General features: G+C 69.6%; 21 protein-coding genes, 1 tRNA gene and 1 other RNA gene. 12 read left to right on the plus strand and 11 right to left on the minus strand.

Annotation, left to right across the window (positions count from 1 at the left end; genetic code table 11):
- Positions 1–219 precede the first annotated feature (219 nt).
- A complete protein-coding gene (locus AC1MEY_RS20380) occupies positions 220–993 on the plus strand; it encodes an Rv3717 family N-acetylmuramoyl-L-alanine amidase (RefSeq protein ID WP_480231591.1) in 774 nt (257 codons plus the stop codon).
- Here the strand turns inward: AC1MEY_RS20380 and AC1MEY_RS20385 are convergent.
- Positions 990–1,430, minus strand: a complete 441-nt coding sequence (locus AC1MEY_RS20385; RefSeq protein WP_480227215.1) for an SRPBCC family protein — start codon at positions 1,428–1,430, stop codon at positions 990–992. The two genes, AC1MEY_RS20380 and AC1MEY_RS20385, sit on opposite strands and share 4 nt — an antisense overlap.
- Positions 1,431–1,520: 90 nt before the next feature.
- Between AC1MEY_RS20385 and AC1MEY_RS20390 the strand changes: the two genes are divergently transcribed.
- Both AC1MEY_RS20390 and AC1MEY_RS20395 read left to right on the plus strand, forming a co-directional pair.
- On the plus strand, positions 1,521–2,909 hold the full coding sequence (locus AC1MEY_RS20390) for an FAD-binding oxidoreductase (RefSeq protein WP_480227216.1): 1,389 nt from the start codon (positions 1,521–1,523) through the stop codon (positions 2,907–2,909).
- A gap of 29 nt (positions 2,910–2,938) precedes the next feature.
- Positions 2,939–4,252 (plus strand): class I SAM-dependent methyltransferase, encoded by a 1,314-nt coding sequence (locus AC1MEY_RS20395; protein WP_480227217.1) that lies wholly within the window; start codon positions 2,939–2,941, stop codon positions 4,250–4,252.
- On the opposite strand, the gene AC1MEY_RS20400 is transcribed toward AC1MEY_RS20395, so the two are convergent.
- From AC1MEY_RS20400 to ffs, 3 genes are all read right to left on the minus strand, one after another.
- Complete coding sequence (locus AC1MEY_RS20400) at positions 4,249–6,321, minus strand: DNA polymerase III subunits gamma/tau (RefSeq protein WP_480227218.1); 2,073 nt, start codon at positions 6,319–6,321, stop codon at positions 4,249–4,251. The two genes, AC1MEY_RS20395 and AC1MEY_RS20400, sit on opposite strands and share 4 nt — an antisense overlap.
- Before the next feature lie 48 nt (positions 6,322–6,369).
- Positions 6,370–7,656, minus strand: coding sequence for an aspartate aminotransferase type Ic (locus AC1MEY_RS20405; RefSeq protein ID WP_480227219.1), 1,287 nt, complete (start codon positions 7,654–7,656; stop codon positions 6,370–6,372).
- A 30-nt stretch (positions 7,657–7,686) separates the two neighbouring features.
- An RNA gene (ffs, locus tag AC1MEY_RS20410) (signal recognition particle sRNA small type) lies at positions 7,687–7,783 on the minus strand.
- Between the two features lie 128 nt (positions 7,784–7,911).
- On the opposite strand from ffs, the gene AC1MEY_RS20415 reads away from it, so the two are divergent.
- The 5 genes from AC1MEY_RS20415 to AC1MEY_RS20435 all read left to right on the plus strand — a co-directional run bounded on the left by AC1MEY_RS20415 (position 7,912) and on the right by AC1MEY_RS20435 (position 11,496).
- Positions 7,912–7,997, plus strand: a tRNA-Ser gene (locus AC1MEY_RS20415).
- An 80-nt stretch (positions 7,998–8,077) separates the two neighbouring features.
- The gene (gene lucA, locus AC1MEY_RS20420; RefSeq protein WP_480227220.1) at positions 8,078–8,872 is read left to right on the plus strand and encodes a lipid uptake coordinator LucA; all 795 of its coding nucleotides are present in this window, start codon (positions 8,078–8,080) and stop codon (positions 8,870–8,872) included.
- 76 nt (positions 8,873–8,948) lie between these two features.
- Complete coding sequence (locus AC1MEY_RS20425) at positions 8,949–9,971, plus strand: S1C family serine protease (RefSeq protein ID WP_480227221.1); 1,023 nt, start codon at positions 8,949–8,951, stop codon at positions 9,969–9,971.
- 51 nt (positions 9,972–10,022) lie between these two features.
- Positions 10,023–11,087 carry an NAD(P)H-dependent amine dehydrogenase family protein gene (locus tag AC1MEY_RS20430; RefSeq protein WP_480227222.1) on the plus strand — a complete coding sequence of 355 codons (1,065 nt, stop codon included), beginning with the start codon at positions 10,023–10,025 and terminating at the stop codon, positions 11,085–11,087.
- A 133-nt stretch (positions 11,088–11,220) separates the two neighbouring features.
- The gene (locus AC1MEY_RS20435; RefSeq protein WP_480227223.1) at positions 11,221–11,496 is read left to right on the plus strand and encodes a hypothetical protein; all 276 of its coding nucleotides are present in this window, start codon (positions 11,221–11,223) and stop codon (positions 11,494–11,496) included.
- Between the two features lie 14 nt (positions 11,497–11,510).
- On the opposite strand, the gene AC1MEY_RS20440 is transcribed toward AC1MEY_RS20435, so the two are convergent.
- Genes AC1MEY_RS20440 through AC1MEY_RS20450 form a run of 3 tightly spaced genes read right to left on the minus strand, consistent with a single transcriptional unit; the run spans position 11,511 to position 14,653 of the window.
- Entirely contained in the window at positions 11,511–12,485 is a 975-nt protein-coding gene (locus AC1MEY_RS20440; RefSeq protein WP_480227224.1) for an NAD-dependent epimerase/dehydratase family protein, read from the minus strand.
- 57 nt (positions 12,486–12,542) lie between these two features.
- Entirely contained in the window at positions 12,543–13,598 is a 1,056-nt protein-coding gene (gene ligD / locus AC1MEY_RS20445; RefSeq protein ID WP_480227225.1) for a non-homologous end-joining DNA ligase, read from the minus strand.
- Positions 13,598–14,653, minus strand: a complete 1,056-nt coding sequence (locus AC1MEY_RS20450; protein ID WP_480227226.1) for an ATP-dependent DNA ligase — start codon at positions 14,651–14,653, stop codon at positions 13,598–13,600. The genes ligD and AC1MEY_RS20450 overlap by 1 nt, the downstream gene beginning before the upstream one ends.
- A 151-nt stretch (positions 14,654–14,804) precedes the next feature.
- Between AC1MEY_RS20450 and AC1MEY_RS20455 the strand changes: the two genes are divergently transcribed.
- The 4 genes from AC1MEY_RS20455 to AC1MEY_RS20470 all read left to right on the plus strand — a co-directional run bounded on the left by AC1MEY_RS20455 (position 14,805) and on the right by AC1MEY_RS20470 (position 19,107).
- Positions 14,805–15,965: an LLM class flavin-dependent oxidoreductase gene (locus AC1MEY_RS20455; RefSeq protein WP_480227227.1), complete on the plus strand. Its 1,161-nt coding sequence runs from the start codon at positions 14,805–14,807 to the stop codon at positions 15,963–15,965.
- A 65-nt stretch (positions 15,966–16,030) separates the two neighbouring features.
- A complete protein-coding gene (locus AC1MEY_RS20460) occupies positions 16,031–16,672 on the plus strand; it encodes a TetR/AcrR family transcriptional regulator (protein WP_480227228.1) in 642 nt (213 codons plus the stop codon).
- A 93-nt stretch (positions 16,673–16,765) separates the two neighbouring features.
- Positions 16,766–17,962 (plus strand): acyl-CoA dehydrogenase family protein, encoded by a 1,197-nt coding sequence (locus AC1MEY_RS20465; protein ID WP_480231592.1) that lies wholly within the window; start codon positions 16,766–16,768, stop codon positions 17,960–17,962.
- Positions 17,963–18,027: 65 nt separating this feature from the next.
- Positions 18,028–19,107, plus strand: a complete 1,080-nt coding sequence (locus AC1MEY_RS20470) for an ATP-dependent DNA ligase (RefSeq protein WP_480227229.1) — start codon at positions 18,028–18,030, stop codon at positions 19,105–19,107.
- 65 nt (positions 19,108–19,172) lie between these two features.
- On the opposite strand, the gene AC1MEY_RS20475 is transcribed toward AC1MEY_RS20470, so the two are convergent.
- From AC1MEY_RS20475 to AC1MEY_RS20490, 4 genes are all read right to left on the minus strand, one after another.
- Entirely contained in the window at positions 19,173–20,873 is a 1,701-nt protein-coding gene (locus AC1MEY_RS20475) for a diol dehydratase reactivase ATPase-like domain-containing protein (protein WP_480227230.1), read from the minus strand.
- Positions 20,870–21,139, minus strand: a complete 270-nt coding sequence (locus tag AC1MEY_RS20480) for a diol dehydratase small subunit (RefSeq protein WP_480231593.1) — start codon at positions 21,137–21,139, stop codon at positions 20,870–20,872. Before AC1MEY_RS20480 ends, AC1MEY_RS20475 begins: the two co-directional genes overlap by 4 nt.
- Positions 21,140–21,201: 62 nt before the next feature.
- Entirely contained in the window at positions 21,202–23,439 is a 2,238-nt protein-coding gene (locus tag AC1MEY_RS20485; protein ID WP_480227231.1) for a propanediol/glycerol family dehydratase large subunit, read from the minus strand.
- Between the two features lie 28 nt (positions 23,440–23,467).
- Positions 23,468–25,006 carry an APC family permease gene (locus AC1MEY_RS20490; RefSeq protein ID WP_480227232.1) on the minus strand — a complete coding sequence of 513 codons (1,539 nt, stop codon included), beginning with the start codon at positions 25,004–25,006 and terminating at the stop codon, positions 23,468–23,470.
- Positions 25,007–25,124 lie beyond the last annotated feature (118 nt).

Here is a 25,124-nt window from a genome sequence, read left to right on the forward strand (position 1 = left end):
CCCTTACGGTGATCGATTCGGCTGCTTTGACTACAGCTCTGTCGCGTCTTGGTCTCGGCTTGGTTGCGCATGTTCGCGCCAGGCCGTTTGGGGTTCAAGCGTAGTCGCCCCCGGGGCTAGCGTGACGGCGTGCGTGCCCCAGCCTGCCTGCGTGTCGGAGCCACCTCCTCGACGAGTGACAGAACCACCTCCTCGATGGGTGGCAGAGCCACCTCCTCGATGGGTGGCAGAGCCACCGCGCCCGCGCGCGCCCTGACCGCCCTCGCCGCGAGCCTGCTGCTGGTCGCGTCGTCGATCGCCGCGCCGGTCGCCGCCGCGGCACCCAGCAGCATCGCCGGAATGATCGTCTTCCTCGACCCCGGCCATCAGGGCTCCAACGACGCGGCGTTCCTGTCCCGGCAGGTGCCGACCGGTCGCGGCGGCACCAAGGACTGCCAGACCAGCGGCACCTCGTCCAACAGCGGCTACACCGAGCACTCGTTCAACTGGGAGACGACGCTGCGCATCCGCCAGCAGCTGACCGCGATGGGGGTGCGGACCGCGATGTCCCGCGGCGACGACACCGGCGCAGGACCGTGCGTCGACGAGCGCGCGGCGATGGCCAACGCGCTCAAGCCCGACGCGATCGTCTCCATCCACGCCGACGGCGGACCGGCGACCGGCCGCGGCTTCCACGTCAACTACTCGTCGCCGCCGATCAACGAGGCGCAGGCCGGGCCGTCGGTGCAGTTCGCCCGCACCATGCGCGACCAGATGCAGGCCTCGGGCCTGGTGCCCGCCACCTACATCGGCCAGGGCGGACTGCTGCCCCGCGCCGACATCGCCGGGCTGAACCTCGCCCAGTACCCCTCGGTGCTGGTGGAGCTGGGCAACATGAAGAACCCCGCCGACACGTCGCTCATCGAGAGCGCCGAGGGCAGGCAGAAGTACGCCGAAGCGGTCGTCCGCGGCATCGGCGCGTTCCTGGCGACCCGCCCTCAGCGAACCGTCTAGCCCTTCTCCAGTTCCGCCTTCAGGTTCTCCAGGACCTCGGCCTGGATCTTGCGCAGGCCGATCGGCGCGAAGGTCTTCTCGAAGAATCCGCCGATGCCGCCGGCGCCCTGCCACGACGTCTTCACCGTGACGGTCGAGCCCGTTCCGGCGGGTGCCACGGTGTAATTGCTCACCATGGTCGAATTGGCGTCCTTCTCGATGACGGCGTGGCCGGCAACGTCGACGGTGGCCTTGACCTCGCGGCTGCGGGACTTCGTGGCCTGCAGCTTCCAGGTCGCCACCGTGCCCGCTCCCTGGCCGCCCTCGAGCACCTGATAGCCGCTGTAGTGCGACGACAGGATCTTCGGCCGTACGGTCTGGTAGTCGGCGACGGCCGCGAACACGGCGTCCGGCTCGGCGTTGATCAAGACGGTGCTTGATGCGCTGACCTGTCCCATCGGTGAATGCTCCTCGTCGATTCGATGTCGGTCCGGGTGTCCCGGCCTGGCGCGGTCGCATCGGGTGCCACCGGGGACTAGCGTATATCCGTGACTGTTGCATCCATCGAAGCGCAGTCGGCCCACGCACGTGGCGTGGAGAGACTGCTGAAGAGCTACCGGGCGATCCCGCACAGCGCGACCGTCAGGCTGGCAAAGCCCACGTCGAACTTGTTCCGCGCCCGCGCGAAGGCCACCGTCAAGGGCCTGGACACGTCCGGGTTGACCGGGGTCATCTCCGTCGACCCCGAGGCACGCACCGCCGACGTGTCCGGCATGTGCACCTACGAGGACCTCGTCGCCGCGACGCTGCCGTACGGCCTGTGCCCGTTCGTGGTGCCGCAGCTCAAGACGATCACGCTCGGCGGCGCGGTGACAGGTCTCGGCATCGAGTCCGCGTCGTTCCGCAACGGACTGCCCCACGAGTCGGTGCTGGAGATGGACGTCCTCACCGGCACGGGCGAGATCATCACGGCCTCGCGCGACCAGAACGCGGACTTGTTCCGCGCGTTCCCCAATTCCTATGGCACGCTGGGCTATTCGGTGCGGCTGAAGATCGAGCTGGAGGAGGTCCGGCCGTTCGTCGCGCTGCGGCACCTGCGGTTCACCTCGCTCACCGAGATGGTGACGACGATGGATGGCATCGTCGAGACCGGCGAGATCGACGGCACGCCCGTCGACTACCTCGACGGCGTGGTCTTCAGCGCCGACGAGAGCTACCTGACCCTCGGCTTCCGCACGGGCACGGCGGGACCGGTCAGCGACTACACCGGCCAGGACGTCTACTACCGCTCGATCCAGCATGACGAGGGCGTCACCCACGACCGGCTCACCATCCACGACTACCTGTGGCGGTGGGACACCGACTGGTTCTGGTGCTCGCGTGCGTTCGGCGCGCAGAACCCGAAGATCCGGCGGCTGTGGCCGCGGCGGCTCCGGCGCAGCGCCTTCTACTGGAAGCTGATCGGCTACGACCAGCGGTTCGACATCGCCGACCGCATCGAGAAGCGCAACGGCCGGCCGCCGCGCGAGCGCGTCGTGCAGGACGTCGAGGTGCCGATCGGCCAGACCGTCGCCTTCCTCGACTGGTTCCTCGAGAACGTGCCGATCGAGCCGATCTGGTTGTGCCCGTTGCGCTTGCGCGACGAAGGGGGCTGGCCGCTCTACCCGATCCGGCCGCACCACACGTACGTCAACATCGGCTTCTGGTCATCGGTGCCCATCGGGTCGCCCGACGAGCAGGAAGGCCACACCAACCGGCTGATCGAGCGCAAGGTCAGCGACCTCGATGGGCACAAGTCGCTGTACTCGGACGCCTACTACTCCCCCGAGGAGTTCGACGCGCTCTACGGCGGGGAGAGGTACCGGACCGTCAAGAAGACCTACGATCCCGATTCACGGTTGCTGGACCTGTACGCCAAGGCGGTGCAGAGACGATGAGCACGTCCGCGATGAGCAAAGGAACAGCCATGACCACCCAGAAGGATCGACTCGGCGCGGCGGCCGGCAAGCTCACCCTGGCGGAGATCCTGGAGATCATGGCGGCAGGTGACGCCCTGCCGGTGAAGTTCAGCGCCTACGACGGCAGCTCGGCGGGACCGGACGACGCGAAGATCAAGATCGACCTCCTGACGCCACGCGGCACCAACTACATCGCCACCGCTCCGGGCGAACTCGGCCTGGTCCGGGCCTACGTGTCGGGTGACGTCGAGATGCAGGGCGCCCACCCCGGCGACCCGTACGACCTGCTCGTGACGCTGGCCGAGAAGCTCAACTTCAAGCGGCCGTCGGCCCGCGTGCTCGCGAACGTGGTGCGCTCCATCGGATTCGAGCACCTGAAGCCGATCGCGCCGCCCCCGCAGGAGACCGTGCCGCGGTGGCGAAGGATCGCAGAGGGCCTGCGGCACAGCAAGTCTCGCGACGCCGACGCGATCGAGCACCACTACGACGTGTCGAACGCGTTCTACGAGCTGGTGCTCGGCCCGTCGATGACGTACACGTGCGCGGCCTACGCCGATGCCGACGCCTCGCTCGAGGACGCCCAGGAGAACAAGTACCGCCTGGTGTTCGAGAAACTGCGCCTCAAGCCCGGCGACCGCCTGCTCGACGTGGGCTGCGGGTGGGGTGGCATGGTGCGCTACGCCGCGCGCCAGGGCGTCAACGTCATCGGGGTGACGCTGTCCAAGCAGCAGGCCGAGTGGGCGCAGAAGGCGATCGCCGAGCAGGGACTGTCCGCGCTGGCGGAGGTCCGGCACAGCGACTACCGCGACGTCCGCGAGATCGGTTTCGACGCGGTGTCCTCGATCGGTCTCACCGAGCACATCGGGGTCGGCAACTACCCGTCGTACTTCAAGTTCCTGAAGTCCCGGTTGCGCGCCGGCGGACTTCTGCTCAACCACAGCATCACCCGTCCCGACAACCGCGCGCACGCCGCGGCGAAGGGGTTCATCGACCGCTACGTGTTCCCAGACGGCGAGCTGACGGGTGCCGGACGCCTCATCACCGAGGCCCAGGACGCCGGACTCGAGGTCGTCCACGAGGAGAACCTGCGGCACCACTACGCGATGACGCTGCGCGACTGGTGCCGCAACCTGGTGGACAACTGGGACGAGGCGGTCGCCGAGGTCGGGCTGCCCACGGCCAAGGTGTGGGGTCTCTACATGGCCGGTTCGAGGCTCGGCTTCGAGGTGAACGTCATTCAGCTGCACCAGGTCCTGGCCGTCAAGGTCGACGAGAAGGGCAACGACGGCGGACTGCCGCTGCGGCCCTGGTGGACGCCCTAGCGGTTCTCGATCGGGCGGGCGCCCAGCTCGCTCTGCAGTAGCTCGAGGGCTACCTCCTCGGGATCGCGCCGGGGCGTCGGGTCGTCCCGCTGCGCCTCGGCGAGCATGCTCTCCTCGTCCTCGACGTCCGGTGGCGGCGCCGACGGTCCGGCGTTGCGCTGCGCGCGCGGATCCGGGGAGCCGACGGGAGTGCCTGCCTCGCAACGGATGTTCCAGTTCACCCCCAACGCGTCCTTGAGCGCGTCGCGGATGATCTCGACGTTGCGTTGCTCGTTGAGGCGCTTGGCCAGCGGCCCCGACACGTGGCTCAGCACCAGCGTGTCCTTCTCGACGGCGACGACGATCGCTCCGTCGAGCATCACGTCGGTGGGCCGCCTGCGTTCGCGCACCTTCTCGCGCACCGTGGTCCAGAGGCTGCGGACGGTCGCCGCGTCGGGCTGGCCGGCGGCGGGCACGGGTGCCGCAGGTTCGGTTGCGGGAGCGGGCGGTTCGACGCGCGGACGCTCCACCGGGGGCGGCGGGCCGGGCTCCGGGGCTCGCTCGACGGGCGGCGCCGCGGGCTCGGGCCGCGACGGCGGAGCCACCGGTTCGGGGCGGGCCACGGGGGCCGGCCGCTCCACGCGGGTCGCCTGCTCGACGGGCGCGGCGGGCGCGGCAGCCCGCTCGGGCGGGGCGGCGTGCTCCGGCGGGGCCACGGGCTCGGCGGCCGGCGGCGGGGCCGCGACCCTGGAGGCGGGCACCGGGACGGGTGGCAGCGGCGCCACGGTACCGACGGGCGGGGCGGCGGGAGCCGCGGCGGGCGCGGGACTGGGCTCAGGCGCTGCGGGTTCCACCTGACTGCGCCGCGCGAACTGTTTGGTGGGGGCAGGCGTCGACGCGACACCGGACTGAGCGGCCTCCCCCGCGGGGATCGACACGTCCAGCCGCATCTCGAGACGTTCGATGCGTTGCAGCAGAGCGGCTTCCGTGTCGCTGGCCGACGGCAGCAGCAGCCGCGCGCAGACCACCTCGAGGAGCAGCCGGGGTGCGGTGGCGCCCCGCATCTCACCGAGCCCGGCGTGTACGACCTCGGCGTAGCGGGCGAGGGTCGCCGAGCCGATCCGGTCGGCCTGGCTGCGCATGCGGTCCAACGCGTCGGCCGGGGCGTCGACGACACCGCGGGCAGCCGCGTCGGGGACCGCCTGCAGGATGATGAGGTCACGGAACCGGTCGAGCAGGTCGGTCGCGAAGCGGCGCGGATCGTGTCCGGCGTCGATCACCGATTCCACCGCCCCGAAGAGGGCGGCGGCGTCGCCGGCCGCCAGCGCGTCGACGGATTCGTCGATGAGCGCCATGTCGGTGGCGCCGAGCAGCGAGAGTGCGCTCGCGTAGTTGACGTGGTTGCCATGCGCGCCCGCCAGCAGCTGATCGAGCACCGACAGGGTGTCACGCGGTGAGCCGCCGCCCGCCCGGATCACCAGGGGGTAGACGGCGTCGTCGACGAGGACGTCCTCTTGCGCGCAGATCTTCTCGACGAGGCCGCGCATGGTCTTGGGCGCCAGCAGGCGGAACGGATAGTGGTGCGTGCGCGACCGGATGGTGGTGAGGACCTTCTCCGGTTCGGTGGTCGCGAAGACGAAGATGAGGTGGTCCGGCGGCTCCTCGACGATCTTGAGCAGCGCGTTGAACGCCTGCGGCGTCACCATGTGCGCCTCGTCGATGATGAAGATGCGGTACCGCGACTCGGCCGGGGCGTAGAAGGCCCGGTCGCGCAGCTCCCGCGCGTCGTCGACGCCGTTGTGGCTGGCGGCGTCGAGTTCGGTGACGTCGAGGTTCCCGGGGCCGTTGGGTGCCAGCGCCACGCAGGACCCGCACACGCCGCAGGGGGTGGGCGTCGGCCCCTGCTCGCAGTTCAGCGAGCGGGCCATGATGCGGGCCGAGGACGTCTTGCCACACCCGCGCGGCCCCGAGAACAGGTAGGCGTGGTTGATGCGACCCGCGGTCAGGGCGTTGGACAGCGGCTCGGTGACGTGTTCCTGCCCGACGACCTCGGCGAACGAGGAGGGACGGTACTTGCGGTAGAGAGCCACGGAAGCAGGCTACCGATCGTGACCGACGCGCGACCGCCCAGCAGGTGACTAGTCGCGGGCCAGCATCGACTCGGTGGCCGCCAGCAATGCGCAGGTGGCCAGACCGTCGATGGCCTCCCGCAGGTCGGGCAGCGACGGGAAGGTCGGCGCGATGCGAATGTTCTTGTCCTCGGGATCTTTTCGGTACGGGAACGACGCGCCCGCCTCGGTTACGGCGATGCCCGCGTCCTTGGCCAGCGACACGGTCCGCTTGGCGGTGCCGGGCAGCACGTCCAGGCTGACGAAGTACCCGCCCTTGGGATCGGTCCAGGAGGCGATCTTGGACTCCCCCAGCCTGTCCTCGAGCAGTTCGGCGACCAGCGCGAACTTGGGCGCCAGCAGCTCCTGGTGCCGCTGCATCTGCAGCCGGACGCCGTCGGCGTCGCCGAAGAAGCGCAGGTGACGCAGGTGGTTGAGCTTGTCGGGGCCGATCGTCTTCTTGCCGGCGTGCTGCAGGTACCAGGCGATGTTGCCCAGCGATCCACCGAAGAAGCTGACACCCGCGCCCGCGAAGGTGATCTTCGACGTGGACGCGAACACCAGCGGACGGTGCGGGTTGCCCGCGGCCGCGGCCAGACCCAACACGTCGACCTGCCGGAGGAACTCGTGGGTCAGCGTGTGCACGGCGTAGGCGTTGTCCCAGAACAGGCGGAAGTCCGTTGCGGCAGTCTCCATCTGGACCAACCTGCGCACGTTCTCCCAGGAGTAGGTGGTGCCGGTGGGGTTGGAGTACACCGGCACGCACCACATGCCCTTGATGGCGGGGTCGTTCGCGACGAGTTCCTCGATGAGGTCGACGTCGGGTCCGTCCTCGCGGATCGGGACGGGAATCATCTCGATGCCGTAGCTCTCGGTGATCGCGAAGTGCCGGTCGTATCCCGGGGACGGGCAGAGGAACTTGATGCCGGGCTCGTCGCGCCACGGCCGGGGCGAGTCGACGCCGCCGTGCAGCAGCGAGAAGACCACGACGTCGTGCATCATCTCGAGGCTCGCGTTGTTGCCCGCGATCAGGTTCGGCACCGGGATGCCGAGCAGCTCGCCGAAGATCGAGCGCAGCTCGGGCAGGCCGTGCAGGCCGCCGTAGTTGCGCGTGTCGGTGCCGTCACCGTCGCGGTAGGCGTCCTTGCCGGAGCCGGGCAGCGTCAACAGCTCGTTGGACAGGTCCAGCTGAGCCGGGGCCGGCTTGCCGCGCGTCAGGTCGAGGCTGAGCTTCTTGGCCTGGAGGTCGGAGTAGTTGCGACGCTGCAGGTCGTGCTGTGCCTGCAGGTCGTCCCGTCCGAGGGACTCAAAGGACACGGCGCGCCTTTCCGCCATCTAGCCCAGAAAAGATAGGGGACCCCGCGCACCCGCCAGAGCCCATTGACCCTTGCTGCCTTCCGGCCCTGGGGGAGTTCACAGGATGGACGCCGCGCGGGGTCCGAGACGAGTGTAGTACGTGGGGTCCGGCGGGCAGGAGCGGAGCGACCCGGGAGTGGTTCCGGAGGGCAGGAGCGGAGCGGCTGATCCTCGGGCCGGTAGGGCGACGCAGCCCGGTCGGCTACCATGGCCCGCGGAGGATTCGCCTAGTGGCCTATGGCGCTCGCCTGGAACGCGGGTTGGGTTAATAGCCCTCAGGGGTTCAAATCCCCTATCCTCCGCACTCGGGTCCGAGGTGCGACCGGTGGACGTCAGTCCGGTCGCCCTCGGGCCCCGCACATCACCGAACTCGAGGAGGAGTATGCGGCGCTGGATCGCGATCCTGTGGCACGCATCGTTCCTGCTCCTCGCCGGTGGGTTGTACTTCTTCTTCGTGCTGCCGCGCTGGTACGAGTTCGTCGGCAGCTGGTCGACGACGATCGGCACCTCGATGCGCATCGTGTGCGGCCTGCTCGTCGCGCTGGCCGCCCTGCCCGTCGTGTTCACGTGGCTGCGGACCCGCAAGCCCGAGTACGGCACCCCGCAGCTGGCGTTGACGTTGCGTACGTCGGCGATCGTGTTGCACGTAGTGGCCGGCGTCCTGATCGTCGGGACCGCCGTCAGCGAGATCTGGCTGAACCTCGACAGCGTCGGGCAGTGGCTGTTCGGCGTCTACGGCGCGGCCGCCGCGCTGGCGCTGCTCGGCTCGTTCGCCTTCTACCTGGCGTTCGCCGCCGAACTGCCTCCCCCGCCGCCCAAGCCGCTCAAGTCCAAGGTCAATACCCGTCGTCGCGGTCGTGGCACGGCTGCGGCCAACGAGGACCTCGAGACCGACGACGCCGACCTCGAGACCGTCGACACGACCCTCGTGGATCCCGACGCCGAGGAGACCGTCGAGGTCATCGACGCCGACGGGGTGGCGAAGTCCGACGAGGCGCCCCGCGACGGCGAGGTGACCTCCGTCGCATCCGGTAACGCCTCTTCAGCGGGCGACGATGAGAATTCCGAGGAGAATGACTCCGAGGAGAGCGGGAAGCTGCGCAACCGGCGTCCGGCAGGTAAGTCCTCGTCACGGCTGTTTCGTCGCTCACGCGGCGGGGTAGCCCTCGACGACTGACCAGCTAGGCACGATCGCCGACAGCTGGCCGTCTCCATCACACGAGAGACGGATACCACTGAGGTGAAGGCGGCGCATGGCTAGGTTCCTTTACCGATCGCGGGTAGTTCTCACCGTCCTCGCGGCCTCCACCGCGTCGCTCATCGCGTCGGCACCAGTCCAGGCCGAGCCCGCGGATCTCGCGTCCGCGATCTCGTCCGTCGAACCCGCCGTGGTCCGCATCGACACGACGATCAACTACCAGCGTGCGATCGGCAGCGGCACCGGCGTCGTCATCGACCCCAACGGCGTCGTGCTGACCAACTTCCACGTCGTGGGTGGCGCGGACACCGTCACCGCCCTCGTCGGCGGCAGGCCGTACCCCGCCGACCTCGTCGGGTACAGCCGGTCCAAGGACATCGCCGTCCTCCAGTTGCGGGGCGCGGGCGGTCTCCCGGCCGCACCGATCGGCGACTCGTCGGCACTGGTCGCCGGTGAACCCGTCGTCGCGCTCGGGAACGCAGCCGGCAGTGGCAGCCCGCTGACCAACGAGGCGGGCACGGTGACGGGGTTCGGCAGGACCATCAACGCCAAGGACGAACTCACCGGCAGCTTCGAGGAGATGACCGGGCTCATCGAGTTCGCGGCGCCCGTGCGGCCCGGCGACTCGGGTGGCCCCCTGGTCAACTCCGCGGGCCAGGTGGTCGGCGTGACGACCGCGGCGACCGTCAACTTCCGGATGGGACCCGGCGGCGCCGGGTTCGCGATCCCGATCAACGACGCCTTGGGCATCTCGGCCCAGATCCGCACGGGAGCACGCTCCGACAGCATCCACATCGGGCCGCCGACGCTGCTCGGCGTGGGCGTCAGCAGCGCCGACCAGGACAGTTCGGTGCCCGGCGTCCTCCTGCGCGAGGTCATTCGCGGCGGGCCCGCCGAGGCGGCCGGACTGCTCGACGGCGACGTGCTGCTGAGCATCGACGGCGAGCGGATCGGCTCGGCCACCACGCTCACCGACGTGCTCGACCGGCACTATGCGGGCGACGTGGTGGACCTGGTCTGGATCGACCGCGGCGGCCGTCAGATCACCGGCAAGGCCACGCTGACCTCCGGTCCCTAGATCTCGCCGATTTCGGCCTGACCAACACCGACGCGTCCCTATGCTGAGCGAGTGCCAAACAACACTCCTCTCCGGGTCGTCCAGTGGACGACGGGCAATGTCGGCAAGAGTTCGGTAGCGGCGATCGCCGCCAACCCCGGCCTCGAACTCGTCGGGCTGTACGCGTGGTCCAAGGACAAGGTCGGCCGTGACGCGGGCGAGCTGGCCGGTGTCGGTCCGCTCGGCGTCGCGGCGACCGACGACGTGGACGCACTGCTCGCGCTCAAGCCCGACTGCGTGGTCTACAACCCCATGTGGATCGACGTCGACGAGTTGGTGACGATCCTGTCCGCGGGCGTCAACGTCGTCGCCACCGCATCGTTCATTACAGGCCACAACCAGGGTCCCGGGCGGGATCGGATCGCCGACGCCTGCGCACGCGGCGGATCGACGATGTTCGGTTCGGGAATCAGCCCCGGCTACGTCAACTTGCTGGCGATTCTCACGGCAAGCATTTGCGATCGCGTGGACAAGGTCACCATCAACGAGGCCGCGGACACCACGTTCTACGACTCGCCCGCCACCGAGAAGCCCGTCGGATTCGGTCAGCCGATCGACAGCCCGGACCTTCAGGAGATGGCCGCACGAGGCACCGGCGTGTTCGGCGAAGCCATCCGGCTGATCGGCGACGCGCTCGGCGTCGAGCTCGACGAAGTCCGCTGCGACAGCGAGTTCGCCCAGACGACCGAGGACCTCGACCTGGGCTCGTGGACCATCCCCGCCGGCTGCGTGGCCGGCGTCCACGCCAGCTGGAAGGGCATCGTCGCAGGTAAGACCGTCGTCGAGTGCAACCTCAAGTGGCGCAAGGGCCAGACCCTGGAGCCGGACTGGAAGATCGAGCAGGACGGCTGGGTGCTCCAGGTCGACGGCAGGCCGACGGTGAAGAACGTCATCAGCTTCCTGCCGCCGCCGTACTTCGAGGCGACCACGCTCGAGGAGTTCATGGTGCTGGGCCACATCATGACCGCGATGCCCGCCATCAACGCCATCTCGGCGGTGGTCGCGGCTCCTCCGGGCATCGCGACGTACAACGACCTGCCTCTCACACTTCCCCGCGGAGTGGTCCCCGTCAGCTAACGAAAAGTACGTAGCCATACGGTTTGCCCAGCGCAACGGTCATTGACGGGCTTCGCGAAACGCTTGTTTGCCGCCAGCAAACAGCGCTACATTGACGGCGACGACAACGACCTGGCAAGGGAGACACGGCTGTATGGCGACCTGGGCGCTGGCATATCTGGGCGGTTGGCTGGTGAGTTCGGCCATCGCCTTCGTGGCCGCTCGACACCTGGGTGACCGCCGTCTTCCCACGGTCCAGACCCTGGCGCTCAGCCTCCTGGCGGGCGCCGTGTGGCCACTGCTGGTCCTCGGCGCCATCGAGGTGTCCTCGGTGGCGGCGCTGTCCGCGGCACGGTCGTGGCGCAAACCGCGTGAGATCCCCGAGTCCTGGATGACGCGTACCCCGGAGGGCGTGCTCTCGCTTCGCTGACGACCCCCGGTGGTCTACGTCGCGGCGATCAGGCCCTCGGCGCGCAGCCACCGCTCCGTCACGTGCATTCCGTCTGCGAGACCGACCCGCGGGATCCAGGCGAGCACCCGCTGCGCCTTGGCTCGCGAGTATCCACCGGTTCTGGTCAGGTACCGGACGGTCTCGGCATTCAGCTCGCTCGGGCGGCCACGCATCCTCTCGAAGGTCCCCACCGCGGAGGCCAGAGTCACGGCCACCGCGGTCGGCACCGTGCGCTGCGGCGGCAGGCCTTGCATCCTGGCGTAGTGACCGAAGAATTCGGCACACGTCACGGGCGCCGGGCCGGGGAGGTTGAAGGCCTGACCAGACGCGTCCGGATGGGTCGCGGCCAGGAAGATCCCGTGCACCACGTCATCGACGAACACCGGTGAGAACACGCCCCTGCCACCCGCCGGCAGGATGAGTCGTCCCTTCCTGGTCTCCTCGACCGGAATGACGGTCCAGGGCCGCGAACCCGGCCCGTAGACGTCTCCGGGCCGGATCACGGTCACGGCCACGTCCCCGGCGGCATGCGCCTGGAAGGCCACCGCCTCCGATGCGACCTTGGTGTCCACGTACGCGTGTCCGTCGGGACGCAGCGGCCAGGACTCGTCGACGAGGGGCGGAAAACCCAGGTCGCCGTACGCCCGCACCGAGCTGAGGTGCACGACCCGGCCGACGCGTGCGCGCGTGGCCGCCTCGATGACCCGACGGGTGCCCAGCACGTTGACCGTCCATTGCACGTCGGCCGCCACCGCGTTGCTCACAACAGCCGCGGTGTGCAGCAGGACCTCACACCCGTCGAGGTGGCGCTCCCACCCCGCCGGTTCGGTGGTGTCGCCTGAGACGACGCCGCGTGCCGGATCGGCGACGCGGTCGACACCGCGCACCGACCAGCCCGCGGCGCCGAAGTGAGCCGCCAGGGCACGGCCGATGAATCCGTTGGCACCGGTGATGAATGCGACGGGCACGGGTCGGCCTTTCTGCCGCGACGGCAGCTCGGACGTCGAGCCGCACGAGGTGAGTCTTCAGGAGCCGGCGACGGGGTTCCCGTCCGCATCCCAGTGAGCCGCGACCTTCTTGCTCGGCTGCACGCGTGGCGGCTCGCCCGGCATCTTCGGGTAGCTCGGCGGGTACGGCAGGTCGCCCAGTCCCCGCTCCTCCTCGTCGGCCTTCACCATCTCCAGCAGCGGGGCGAGCGAGTGCGCGTGGGCGTCGATGTCGGCCCACGGGTCCGTGCGGCCCGCGATGAAGTCCGGCACGGTGACGATGGTGTAGTCGTCGGGGTCGGCGGTGGCCAACTGGGACCACGACAGCGGCGTCGACACGGTGGCGATCTCGGTGCGGCGTGGCGAGTACGCCGACGCGAAGGTCCGGTCGCGGGCGTTCTGGTTGTAGTCGACGAACAGCCGCTCCCCCCGCTCCTCCTTCCACCACGACGTGGTGACGGCGTCGGGCGCGCGGCGTTCGACCTCGCGGGCCAGCGCGATGCCCGCTCGCCGCACCTCGACGAAGTCCCACTCGGGGGCGATCCGGATGAACACGTGCACGCCGCGTCCACCCGAGGTCTTCGGATAGCCCGCGATGCCCAGCTCGTCGAGCAGCGGCTTGAGGACGTCCACGGCGATCTCCCGCGCCTGCGGGAAGCCGGTGCCCGGCTGGGGGTCGAGGTCGATGCGCAACTCGTCGGGGTGTTCGGTGTCGGGGCAGCGCACCTGCCACGGGTGCAGGGTCACCGTGCCCATCTGGGCGGCCCACGCGATCGCCGACGGGTGGGTCACCTTGAGCGCGTCGGCGGTGCGGCCCGACGGGAACGTGACAGTGCACGTCTCGAGGTAGTCGGGATGCTTGACCGGGACCCGCTTCTGGTACACCTCCTCGCCGTCGATGCCGTCCGGAAAGCGTTGCAGGTGAACGGGTCTGTCACGCAGCAGGCGGACCATGGGTTCGGCGACGGCCAGGTAGTAGTCGACGAGCTTGCCCTTGGTGCCGGCGGCGCCGAGCTTGGGGAAGTACGGCTTGTCGGGGTTGGTCAGCCGGACCTTGATCCCGTGGACGTCGATCTCGGTTGCGGGCGTGGGCATCAGTGGCCTTCCAGGACGTCGGACAGGTCGTACTTCAGCGGGACGTCGAGTTGGTCGAACGTGCAACTCGACGCATCGCGGTCGGGGCGCCACCGCACGAACTTCACGGCATGGCGGAACCGCCGGCCGTCGACCGTGTTGCCCTCCATCTGGTCGTAGGCCACCTCGCACACCCGTTCCGGACGCACCGGGATCCACCGCTTATCGGCCGCGGAGTTCCAGCGCGACGGTTCGCCGTCGTTGACCTGGTCGCCCTCGCGCAGCGGCTCCAGTTCGGCCAGCAGCTTGATCCGGTCCTTGACCGTGAACGAGGCTGCGCCGCCGACCATCTGCAATTCGCCGTCGTCGCGGTACAGCCCCAGCAGGACCGACCCGAGCCCCTCGCCGCTCTTGTGGATCCGGTAGCCCATCACCACGCAGTCGGCATCGCGCGCGTGCTTGACCTTGATCATGTCGCGCTTGCCGGGCAGGTACTTCCCGTCGAGGCGCTTGGCGATGACGCCGTCGAGCCCCGCGCCCTCGAAGGTGGTGAGCCACAGCGTGCTCTGGTCGGCGTCCTCGGTGGTGCGGGTGACGTGGCAGAAACGTTCTGGGAGCATCAGTTCCGCCAGTGCCTCGCGTCGCGTCCGGAACGGCTCGCCGAGCAGCGCGCGTTCCCCGGTCGCGAGCGCGTCGAAGCCGATGAAGTGCGCGGGCGTCTCCTCGGACAGCTTGCGCACCCGCGACTCGGCGGGATGGATGCGCTGGCTCAGCGACTCCCAGTCGAGTCGGATGCGACCGTCGATCTCCCGGGGCACGACCACCTCGCCGTCCACCACGCAGCGGGGGGCGAGTTCGTCGCGCAGCGAGACGAGCAGTTCGGGGAAGTAGCGGCCGAGGTCCTTGCCGCTGCGGGACTGGATCACCACGTCGTCGCCGTCACGGAACACCAGCGCGCGGAAGCCGTCCCACTTGGGTTCGTAGGACCAGGTGCCGGGCTCGGCGGGCACCGTGGCCGCGGCCTTGGCCAGCATCGGCTCGACGGGTGGCGGTACGGGGAGGTCCACGGTGTCCATCCTGGTTCATCGGTGCTCGCGTCGGGCGACTGTCGCCGACTAGGACTACCCGCCTTCGCCGAACTCATCGCGCGGCCGTCCGACGACGATGTGCCCCCGACGCGGGTCGCCGTGTAATAGCGTCGAAGTCCCCGGGAAGAGGACGTGGAAGATGCGCTTCGGAAACTTCATGGCACCGTTTCACCCGACCGGACAGAACCCGACGCTCGCCATCGAACGCGATCTCGACCTGATCGTCGCCATGGACCGGCTCGGCTTCCACGAGGCGTGGATCGGCGAGCATCACTCGGCGGGGTTCGAGATCATCGCCTCTCCGGAGGTGTTCATCGGCGTCGCCGCCGAGCGGACCACGCACATCAAGCTCGGGACGGGCGTCAGCTCACTGCCGTACCACCAGCCGTTGATGCTGGCCGACCGCATGGTGCTGCTGGACCACCTCACCCGCGGCCGGGTGATGCTCGGCTGCGGCCCGGGCCAGCTCACCTCGGACGCGCACATGCTGGGCATCCCCGCCGATCAGCAGCGGCCACGGATGGAGCAGTGTCTCGAGGCCATCACGCGGCTGTTGCGCGGCGAGACCGTCACCATGCACACCGACGGATTCACGCTGCAGGACGCGCGTCTGCAGCTCAGGCCCTACAGCGATCCGTGCTTCGACATCGCGGTGGCGGCGTCGTTCTCCCCCACGGGTCCACGCGGCGCCGGCAAGCACGGCGTGGGCATGCTGTCGATCGCCGCGACGGCGCGGCAGGGCATGGACCTGCTCGCACAGCACTGGCAGACGTGGGAGGAGGTCGCCCGCGAGAACGGCCACGTCGCCGACCGCTCGAAGTGGCGCCTCGTCGGCCCGATGCACATCGCCGAGACCCGTGAGCAGGCCGAGCGCGACGTCGAACACGGCATCGTCGAGTTCTCCAAGTACTTCAAGCATCTGCTCCCCGCCGGCCCGGTGCAGGGCGACACCGTCGAGGAGATCCTCGCCAACAACCACCAGTCCGGTTTCGCGGTGATCGGCACGCCCGACGACGCGGTGGCCAAGATCGAGGAGCTGATCGAGGCGAGCGACGGCGGCTTCGGGGCCTTCCTCCTCTTCGACCACGACTGGGCACCGCCCGCGGCGAAGCTCAGGAGCTACGAGCTGTTCGCCCAGTACGTGATGCCGCACTTCACCGGTCAGCTCGCGGGACCGGTCGCATCCCGTGACTGGGTGCTGGCCAGCGGCACCGACTTCATGGACCGCGCCACGCACGCCATCGGCAAGGCGATCGAGGACCACGCGGCCGAGCGGGAGACCAAGCGGACTCCGCAGTGACGGTGCGCGGCCCGGTTGCGGTCAACTCTGATCGTTCCCGACCGCCGCCGCGCTAACCTTCGGTCATGACGGAATCGGCGACATCGGTCCGATCGCAGGCGAGCCGGCGGGCGAACAGTCGGTCCCTCATCCTCGACGCGGCCGTCGAACTGCTCGTCGAGCGCGGGTATCGCAACACGACGACACTTGCGATACAGGAGCGCGCGAACGTGAGCCGCGGCCGGCTCCTACACCACTTCCCGTCACGCGACGCGCTGCTCGTGGCCGCCGCGCAACATCTGGCCGACGAGCGGATCGCCGACATGGAGCGGTGGTTCGAGCGGGCCGACGACCTCGATCCCGCAGGTACCGAACGCATCGGTCACGCAGTCGATCTCCTGTGGCGAACCTTCCGCCAGCCGTACTTCTGGGCCGCCATGGACCTGTGGTCGGCTGCGCGCACCGACGCGGATCTGCGAGAGCAGCTGGCGGCGTCCGAACGTCGGCTGGGCCGGGCGATCACCCACGTCGTCGCCACGATGTTCGGGCCGGTGCACAGCAGCCATCCCGGGTTCGACGACCTCCGAGAGCTGCTGTTCAGCAGCATGCGCGGGGTGGCCCTCACCTATTCGATCGTCGACCGCGACCCCGACTCGGATCCGCACCTGCCGATGTGGCGTTCGATGGCGTGCCAGATGCTCGACGTCAGCACTAACGGTCAGCGCTGACTGTTACGCTTCGGGTCACCGCCCCGAGGAGGATCCGTGCCGACACGCGAAGCGCCACCGGTGACCCAGTCGGTCCCGCGCACCCAGGACCACATGACCCACGACGTGTGGCTCCCCGACGAGATCGTCGAACTCCGCGCCGAGGCCCGCGCCGCCGTGGCCACGCGGCTCGCCCCCCATGCCCGGGACATCGGTCAGCGGGAGGAATCGATCGACAGCTTCCCGTGGGAGGCGTTTCGCGGCCTCGCGGCCGAGGGCATGTTCGCCGTCCCCTTCGACGCCGAATTCGGGCGCGGACTGCGCCATCCGATGCTCGGCACCTGCACCGTCACCGAGGAGATCGCCTACCAGTCGTCGTCGATGGCCGGGGTGTACGACGGCCAGTGCATCCTGGTCCCCCAGACGCTGACCTACGCCTCCGACGAGCTACGCAGGCACCTTATCCCGGAGCTGATCAGCGGGCGAACGGCCTTCTCCTTCGCCACCACCGAGCCGGACACCAGCTCGGACCTCACGGCGGAACGCATGCAGACCGTCGCCGAGGAGACCCCCGACGGCTTCGTGGTCAACGGGCGGAAGCGCTGGATCACCAACAGCATCGTGGCGGGCTGGGTCTCGGTGCTGGTCCGCGCCGGTGCGGGCAGCAGCCGGGCGACGATGCTGCTGGTGGACCTGTCCTCGCCGGGCGTGCGCATCGGTGCACCGGACCTGAAGATGGGCCACCGCGGTCAGATCACCGCAGACATCGTGTTCGACGACGTCCTCGTCCCCCACGGGAACCTGCTCGGACCGGCCGGTGGCGGCCTGGGCGTGGCGTTGTCCGCGCTGGTTCGCGGGCGCATCGGCATCGGCGCGGCGGGCGTCGGGGTGGCCCAGGCTGCGCTGGACCTCGCGGTCCACCGGCTGCGTACGCGTCACGTCTTCGGTGGTCCGCTCGGCGCGATGCAGCACTGGCAGTTCACGATGGCCCAGCGCGCGACCGAGATCGAGTGCGCCCGCATGCTGTATCAGAAGGCCGCGACGCTGCTCGATCGCGGCGACCGCAGCGCCGAGCCCGAGGCGGCGATGGCGAAGGCGTACGGAACCCGGTTGGCCAACGACGTGACGCGCGAGGCCATCCAGATCCACGGCGCGCTGGGCTTCGCCCGGCAGGTGGCCGAGACCGGCGAGTCCGTGCGACTCGAGGAGATGTACCGCGACGCGAAGATCCTCGAGATCTTCGAGGGCGCCAACGAACTTCAGCAGTGGATCGTGGCCCGCCAACTCATCGGCCGCGACGTCACGGGCTGACCCGGGGATCCGCTGCGCGGCACGGCAGGCGTCGGCCGGTCCGGGCGGGGCGCGACAATGGGCGGGTGCACCTCCCCGTCATGCCACCGGTGTCGCCGATGCTCGCGAAGTCGGTGCCGGCCATCCCACCCGACGCGTCGTACGAGCCGAAGTGGGACGGCTTCCGGTCGATCTGCTTCCGTGACGGCGACGAGGTCGAGTTCGGCAGCCGCAACGAGCGGCCGCTGACACGCTACTTCCCGGAGCTGGTCGCCGCCGCACTCCGGGAGCTACCCGAGCGGTGCGTCGTCGACGGCGAGATCGTCGTGGCCGGCGCGCACGGCCTGGACTTCGACGCGCTGCAACTGCGAATGCACCCCGCCGCGTCGCGGGTACGGATGCTCGCGGAGAAGACGCCTGCGGCGTTCATCGCCTTCGACCTGCTGGCGCTCGGCGACGACGACTACACGGCCCGGCCGTTCGCCGAGCGGCGCTCGGCACTCGTCGACGCGATGCGCGAGACCGGCACCAGCTTCCACGTCACGCCGACGACCACGGACGCCGACGTGGCGCGACGGTGGTTCGACGAGTTCGAGGGCGCCGGCCTCGACGGCATCATCGCCAAGCCGCTGACGATCACCTATCAGCCCGACAAGCGAATCATGTTCAAGGTCAAGCACGCTCGCACCGCGGATTGCGTGGTGGCCGGCTACCGCGTGCACAAGTCCGGCGCCGACGCGGTGGGCTCGCTGATGCTGGGCCTCTACGCCGAGGACGGGACGCTGGCGTCCGTGGGCGTGATCGGTGCGTTCCCCATGGCCACGCGCAAGACGCTGTTCACCGAATTGCAGTCGCTGGTCGTGCCGTTCGACGAGCATCCGTGGAACTGGGGCGGGCGGATGGCCGATACCGCCGAGGAGCCGACGCCGCGCAGTGCGGGATCACGCTGGAACGCCGGCAAGGACCTCTCGTTCGTGCCCCTGCGACCGGAGCGGGTCGTCGAGGTGCGCTACGACCACATGGAGGGCGGACGCTTCCGCCACCTGCCGCAGTTCAACCGGTGGCGCCCCGACCGCGACGCGCGGTCGTGCACGTACGACCAACTCGAGCAGCCGGTGGACTTCGACCTCGACGACATCGTGCCGGGGCTCGGCCGGCGGTACTAGCCGCCCACTGTGACTCTGGCGACGGATCCCTCGCGTGTCGCGTCGCCAGATTCACGATCGCGGCGTCAGCGACCCGCCGCGAACAGGTGCACCAGTCCGCTGGCCACCGCGAAGCGCGGACCGTGGATGCCGTCGACGTCCGCGCGCCCGACCGCGACGGGCACGCCGCGCAGCGCCTCGGCGACCGAGCGCAGCAGCTCGTCGTCGAGCGCGCCGCCACCGGCCAGCACCAGCGCAGCGGGCGGCCGGTCGAAGGCACGCAGGCAGCGGGCGATGTTGGCGGCGATGGTCTCCCGCTTGATCGCCAGCCGCAGACTCCGCCACTCCTCGGCGGCCAACCGGTTCGAGAACGGCACCAGCCCGGCGCTGCCACGCGTGCAGAGTCGCCCGATCGCGTCCGACGGCGCGGGTGAGTCCAGGAAGACCCGCCGCCCGTCCTCCTCGTGCGCCACGTGCGGCCCCTCGACGCGCACCGCAGGCGTCCGCTTCACCTGCTCGGCCAGCGCCCGCGGGATGCCGAGGACGCGTGCCACCGCGACCGTGATGGTCTCCCCCGCCCCCGCCGCGACCACCGTGCGGTCGGCACCGATCAGATCGACCGTGCCACCGCCGATGTCGCACACCATCGAGTCCGGCGGCAGACCCGCCGTGGTGCGGGCGCCCGCGGCGGCCGCCGCGGGCTCGGTGGCGAGCGTGCGGGCCGGCCGGTCCGTCAGGCCGGCGAGCGTCTCGGCGGCGTCGGACACCTCGTCGGCGGCGAGCATCGCGACCACGGTGCCGTGGGCGTCGGCGACCCCGCGACGCAGCCACGCGCCGTCGTCGAGGGTGCCGAGATCGGTGAAGAACGCGTCTTCGACGGCGATCCCGTGCTCGGCCGCGGGGACGGCGCACAGTCGCAGGTACGTGACGCACCCGGGCGGCGCGAGCCGCAGCACGGCGTGGGCCTGCGACGGCGTGTAGCGCCGGGAGTCGCCGTCGATGGTGCAGTCGACGAAGTCGTCGTCCACCGCGGGCACGGGTGGCGGTCCCACACGCCGGGTCACGGCGATGGCCGACGCGTCCGACAGTTCGCGGCAGAACTCCGCGACGTCGTGGATCGCGGCGGCGTCGATGCCGAGGGCCGCGGAGAGCGCGATGGGGTCCGCCATCGCCCGGTACGCGCGCCCCTCCTCGACCACCTCGACCGCGATCAGAGCGCCGGGGTCCACGTCGACGTCGGCCTCGTCGACCACGGGGATCGCCACCGGGATGCGATTGCGGATCAGCACGGCGTCGTCCTGCGCGGCGATCACCCCGACCACCCGCCACCCTGCTTGCACCGCGTCGGTGATGGCGGCGGCCGCCACCTCGAAGTCGGTCAGCGCGTCCACCGACACCACGACGGGCCCGTCGGACGGCGGGCCGTCGAGCCCGGCAAGCAGGACGTGCCGGCCCACCCCGAACCCGGTGCCCGCGGGAGTGCTCGCGTCGGGCCGGCGCAGGTTCCGCACCGGGGAGCGTGGTGACGTCGGGGGTGGCAGCGGCGCCGTCGCCGTGTCGACCGGCCGCAGTGCGGACAGCAGCAGTTCGTCCACCCGGACGTCGGCGTCCGCCTCGGCCTTCCGCAGCAGCGCCGCCGCACCCAGCAGCGAGTCACGGGACCCCTTGCGGCCGCGGGTCGGCGCCTGCGCGTGCGCGATCGGCGTCACGGTGCCGTCCACCACCCGGGCGAGGACGATCTCCGTGGTGTGGTTGCCGACGTCGATGCCGGCCACCGTCACCGTCAACGCAACAGACCCCGCCGTGCGTAGACCACCGCGGCCTGGGCGACCAGCGCGGCGCAACGCGATGCGCCGCGGGCCTCCAGCGACGTCTGCAGGTCGGCGAGTTGGGCGGCGGTGGAGCGGTGCGGCCGCAGCGCCTCGTAGAGCGCCATCACGTCCTCGTCGTCGAGGATCGCGAGTTCGGCTGCGCGCAGGAAGTTCTCGGCGAGTTGCGGATTACCGCCCTCCTCGGCCACCACCGCCTGGTGGGCCAGTACGGCGGGATCCATCCGCAGGTCCGGCAGGCCCAGCTTGCCGTCGACCGCGTTGTCGACGGTGATCTCGGTCCGGGTCACGGCCGCGCCACCTCCACCGTCATCGGCGCCTCGCCCGGTTCGCACGCCTCGCGCTCGAGGGCCACCAGCGCGACCGCCCTGGCGTGATAGCGCGCCGAGATCGACTCGTCGGTGCCGCCGGTGAAGATCGGCACCGGCGCCATGCCCTTCGCGTGCCGGGCGGCGTTCTTGCCGAGATCGCGGTACATCTTCGCCGTCAGCAGCGGCGCGACGCTGAACAGCTCCAGGTTGGCGAGCGGCGCGAGGTCACGCCGGTGGATCAGCGCAGTCCCCTTGCCCTGCAACCCGATGCCGATCCCCGACCCGGACAGCCGGGCGGCCGTCAGACCGATGAGTCCGACGTCGATCGTCGAGCGGATCCGGACCAGTCGCGGCACGCAGCCCTCCTCCTCGAGACCCGCCGAGATCTGCCGCAGCACCTCGCCGATGGTCAGGCCGCACAGGGAGAGCCACACGCTGCGTCCCCAGGCCGGGGACAGCCCGATGACCACCTCGCGGGGATCGCTGCCCTGGCGGGCTACCTCCACGTCGCGGACGGTCAGGTGACCCTGGTGCTCCACCTGGTCGGCGGTCAGCTCCGCCGACGTGCGAGCCTGCCGGATGCCGTCGATCTCGGCCCGCCGCTGCGGCGTGGGCGCGTATCCCGTTCCGGGACCGGCGTAGTCGTTCGGGTCGGTGAGCTTGGACAGGACGTGGAACTCGTCGTCGAAGATCGCCGACGTCTGCAGTTGGTCGCCGCGCAACCGTTCGCGGGTGAGCCGCGTGATCGCCTGCGCCTCGTCGGCGTAGCCGGTGCGATGCAGTGCGGCGATCACGTCGAAGACGGTCAGCTGCCGGGCCTCGATAGACGACGCGGCCTCGGCGACCATCTTCGGGTGGCCCGCGGGTAGGTCGCGAGACCCGTTGGCCAGCACCACCTCCTCGACCCGGGCGTCGTCGTAGTCGGCGAGTCCCAGATCCCGGTACACGGCCTGGACGGCGGTGGCAGCGCGGCGCCGGACGCGCTCGAGGTGCTCGGGCGACACCGTGCGGAGTCCGCCGTCGGCGCCCCAGTCCCGCTGCAGGACCAGGAAGTCGTCCATGTCGTCGGAGTTGAAGTTCGACAGCGCGAAGGCGTTGTCGTAGCGCGGGATCGAGCCGAATCCGGAGAAGATGAAGTCGGCGCCCGCGAGGAGGACCGGCAGCGTGTGCGCGCTGCGCCGGATGTCGGACTCGGAGATCAGGTTGTCGTTGCCGGCGCACGACTCGAGGTCGCGCATCATCACCATCAGGTTCTCGGCGAGCAGTTCCTTCATGCCCTCGGGCACCGACGCCACGACGCCCACCCCGTCGATGCCGCCGTTCTGCACGCCCTGGCTGCCCAGCGCACGGGCCAGCGAGACGCACCGGCTCTCGAGATAGAGGATCGAGCACCGCTCGGCCGCACCCATCAGCACCTCGGCGCCGCCTCCGCTGGTGACCCGCATCTTGAGGCCGCGCGAGGCGTAGGCGGACGTGAGGATCGCCTTGCTGAACGGGGTGTCGTCACCGTCGACGAACACCTGCTCCGTGCCGTAGATGGAGATGGTCTCCGCGTAGCTGGTCAGGCCACGCAGCCCGAGCCGGAGTTCGAGCGCCTCCTCGATCGAGCACTGCGCCATCGCGCCGGGCGTGCCCACCTGACTACCGATCAAGAGGGCGACGGCGTTCGACGGGGCGTCGCCGAGCACGGGCACCGTGGTCTCGACCTCGCGGAAGCCGTAGGCCACGGCACTGGCGGCGTCCGCGGCGATCAGCAGCGGGTCGTCGAGCTGATTGGTCACGTGCGCCTGGTTGCTCGGCGTCCGCCTGGCGCGCAGCTTGGTCATCGCCATCTGCATCTCGACGGGGCTGAGGAGGGCGACCACCCGGGCGAGCTTGGCCGGCGTGGTGCCGCCGATCAGCCGGATCACTTCGGCGCGAGGGACGTTCACGTCGACCGCCATGCGGGCGAGCGCGGCGTCGTCGAGCGCCATCGCCTCCTCGGCGACCGCGAGGTCGATGCCGTACCGGGCGATGAACTCGTCGATCACGTCGAACTCGGCGGCGGACTTGCCGTCGAGTGCGAGCACCTCCCCGTCGCGGATGGTCAGCGACGGGGAGGGGTCCCACGGACTGCGCATGGCGACCAGGCCGAGTTCGGGGTCTGCGACGCTGAACCCGTCGAGGTTGACCGGCTTGTCATCGAGGACGCGAAACCGTCCCAACTGCTCCACCGGTCAACCTCCTCTGGTCGCTGCTCCGTCAGTCCCGAACTTCGGTGTCCTCGTACATGACTCGGCCGATCATCTCGTAGCGGCGCGGATCGCGAAGCTTGAAGTACAGCGCCATCGCACCACCGAGCACGAACAGCCCGACCACGATCCACGGCGTCAGCTTGAACAGCAGCGTGCCCGAGGCCGCGCCGGCAGCCGTGTCCTTGTGGATCCACAGCAGGTACACCACGTAGAGCATGCCGATGCCGCCGAGCAGTGGAGCGAGGAACGTCTTGAACCAGTGCGCGCTGGACGGATGGTTCTTGTGGAGGTGGAAGTAGGCGATGACGGAGAACGCGCACAGCGACTGCACGATCAGGATCGCCATGGTGCCCAGGATGGCGAGCAGCCCGTACAGGTGGACGTACGGATCCATGCCCGCGGCGAAGAACAGCAGGACCAGGACGAGCGTGATGCCGGTCTGTACGAACGACGCGATGTAGGGCGAGCCGTGCTTGTGATGGGTCGCGCCGAGCGTCTTCTGCAGTCCCTTGGACAGTCCCTCCCGGCCCATCGCGTAGAGGTAGCGCGACGCGCAGTTGTGGAAGGCCATGCCGCAGGCGAAGGAGCCCGTGACGAGCAGCAGCTTGAACAGGGTGATCGCCCAGTCGCCGTAGGTGGCCTGCACCGGGTCGAAGAAGATGTTGCCTGCCGTCGCCGAATCCTGTGCCAGCGCCACCGCGTTCTGCGGTCCCGCTCCGGCGATCGCCATCCACGACACGAAGACGTAGAAGAGGCCGACGCCGAGCACGCTGATCATGGTGGCGCGGGGGATGATCTTCTTGGGGTCCTTGGACTCCTCGCCGTACATGGCCGTCGACTCGAAGCCGACCCACGACCAGAACGCGAAGAACAGACCGATACCGGCGCTGGCGCCGACCACGCCCGCCGCAGGCGTGAACGCGCCGACGGGGTTCAGCGTCTCCGCGACCGCGAAACCGGTCTCGGGGTTGCCGCCGCGGAACAGCACCGCCAGCGCACCGAGCGACAGCATCACGATCTCGGTGATCAGGAAGACACCGAGCACCTTCGCGGTCAGGTTCACGTCGAAGTAGGTGAGGATGCAGTTCAGCACCAGCATCAGGATCGCCGGGACCAGCCAGGGGATGGCGAAGCCGAACTGCGTGTTCGCGAAGTCCACGAAGAAGTACGAGAAGATGCCGATCAGCGAGCCCTCGAACACGATGTAGGCCATCGTGATGATGACGCCGCTCGCCATGCCCACCACGCGACCCAGACCGTGCGAGATGAACCCGTAGAACGCGCCGGTGGCGGTGATGTGCTTGGCCATCGTCGCGTAGCCGATGGCGAAGAGGCCCAGCACGATGGTGGCGACCAGGTAGCCGGCCGGCGCGTGCGAACCATTTCCGAGCCCGACGGCGATCGGGACGTTGCCGACCATTGCGGTGATGGGTGCGGCGGTGGCCACGGCCATGAAGATGACACCGAAGGTGCCGACGGCGTTGCGCTTGAGCCGTTGGACGGAGTCACCTGTGTTTTCGTCGCGGGACACGACTTGTTCGGTCATCTGTGGGAGTACCTTTCAGGCGAACGATGGGTGTCCGGTGTGGTTCATCCCACAGGCGAACCTCCGAATATTGGCACGACCAATTAGGTCTCGCAACAGGAACTGCAACCATTGACAC

Source organism: Mycobacterium sp. PTI7 (genome assembly GCF_056679845.1).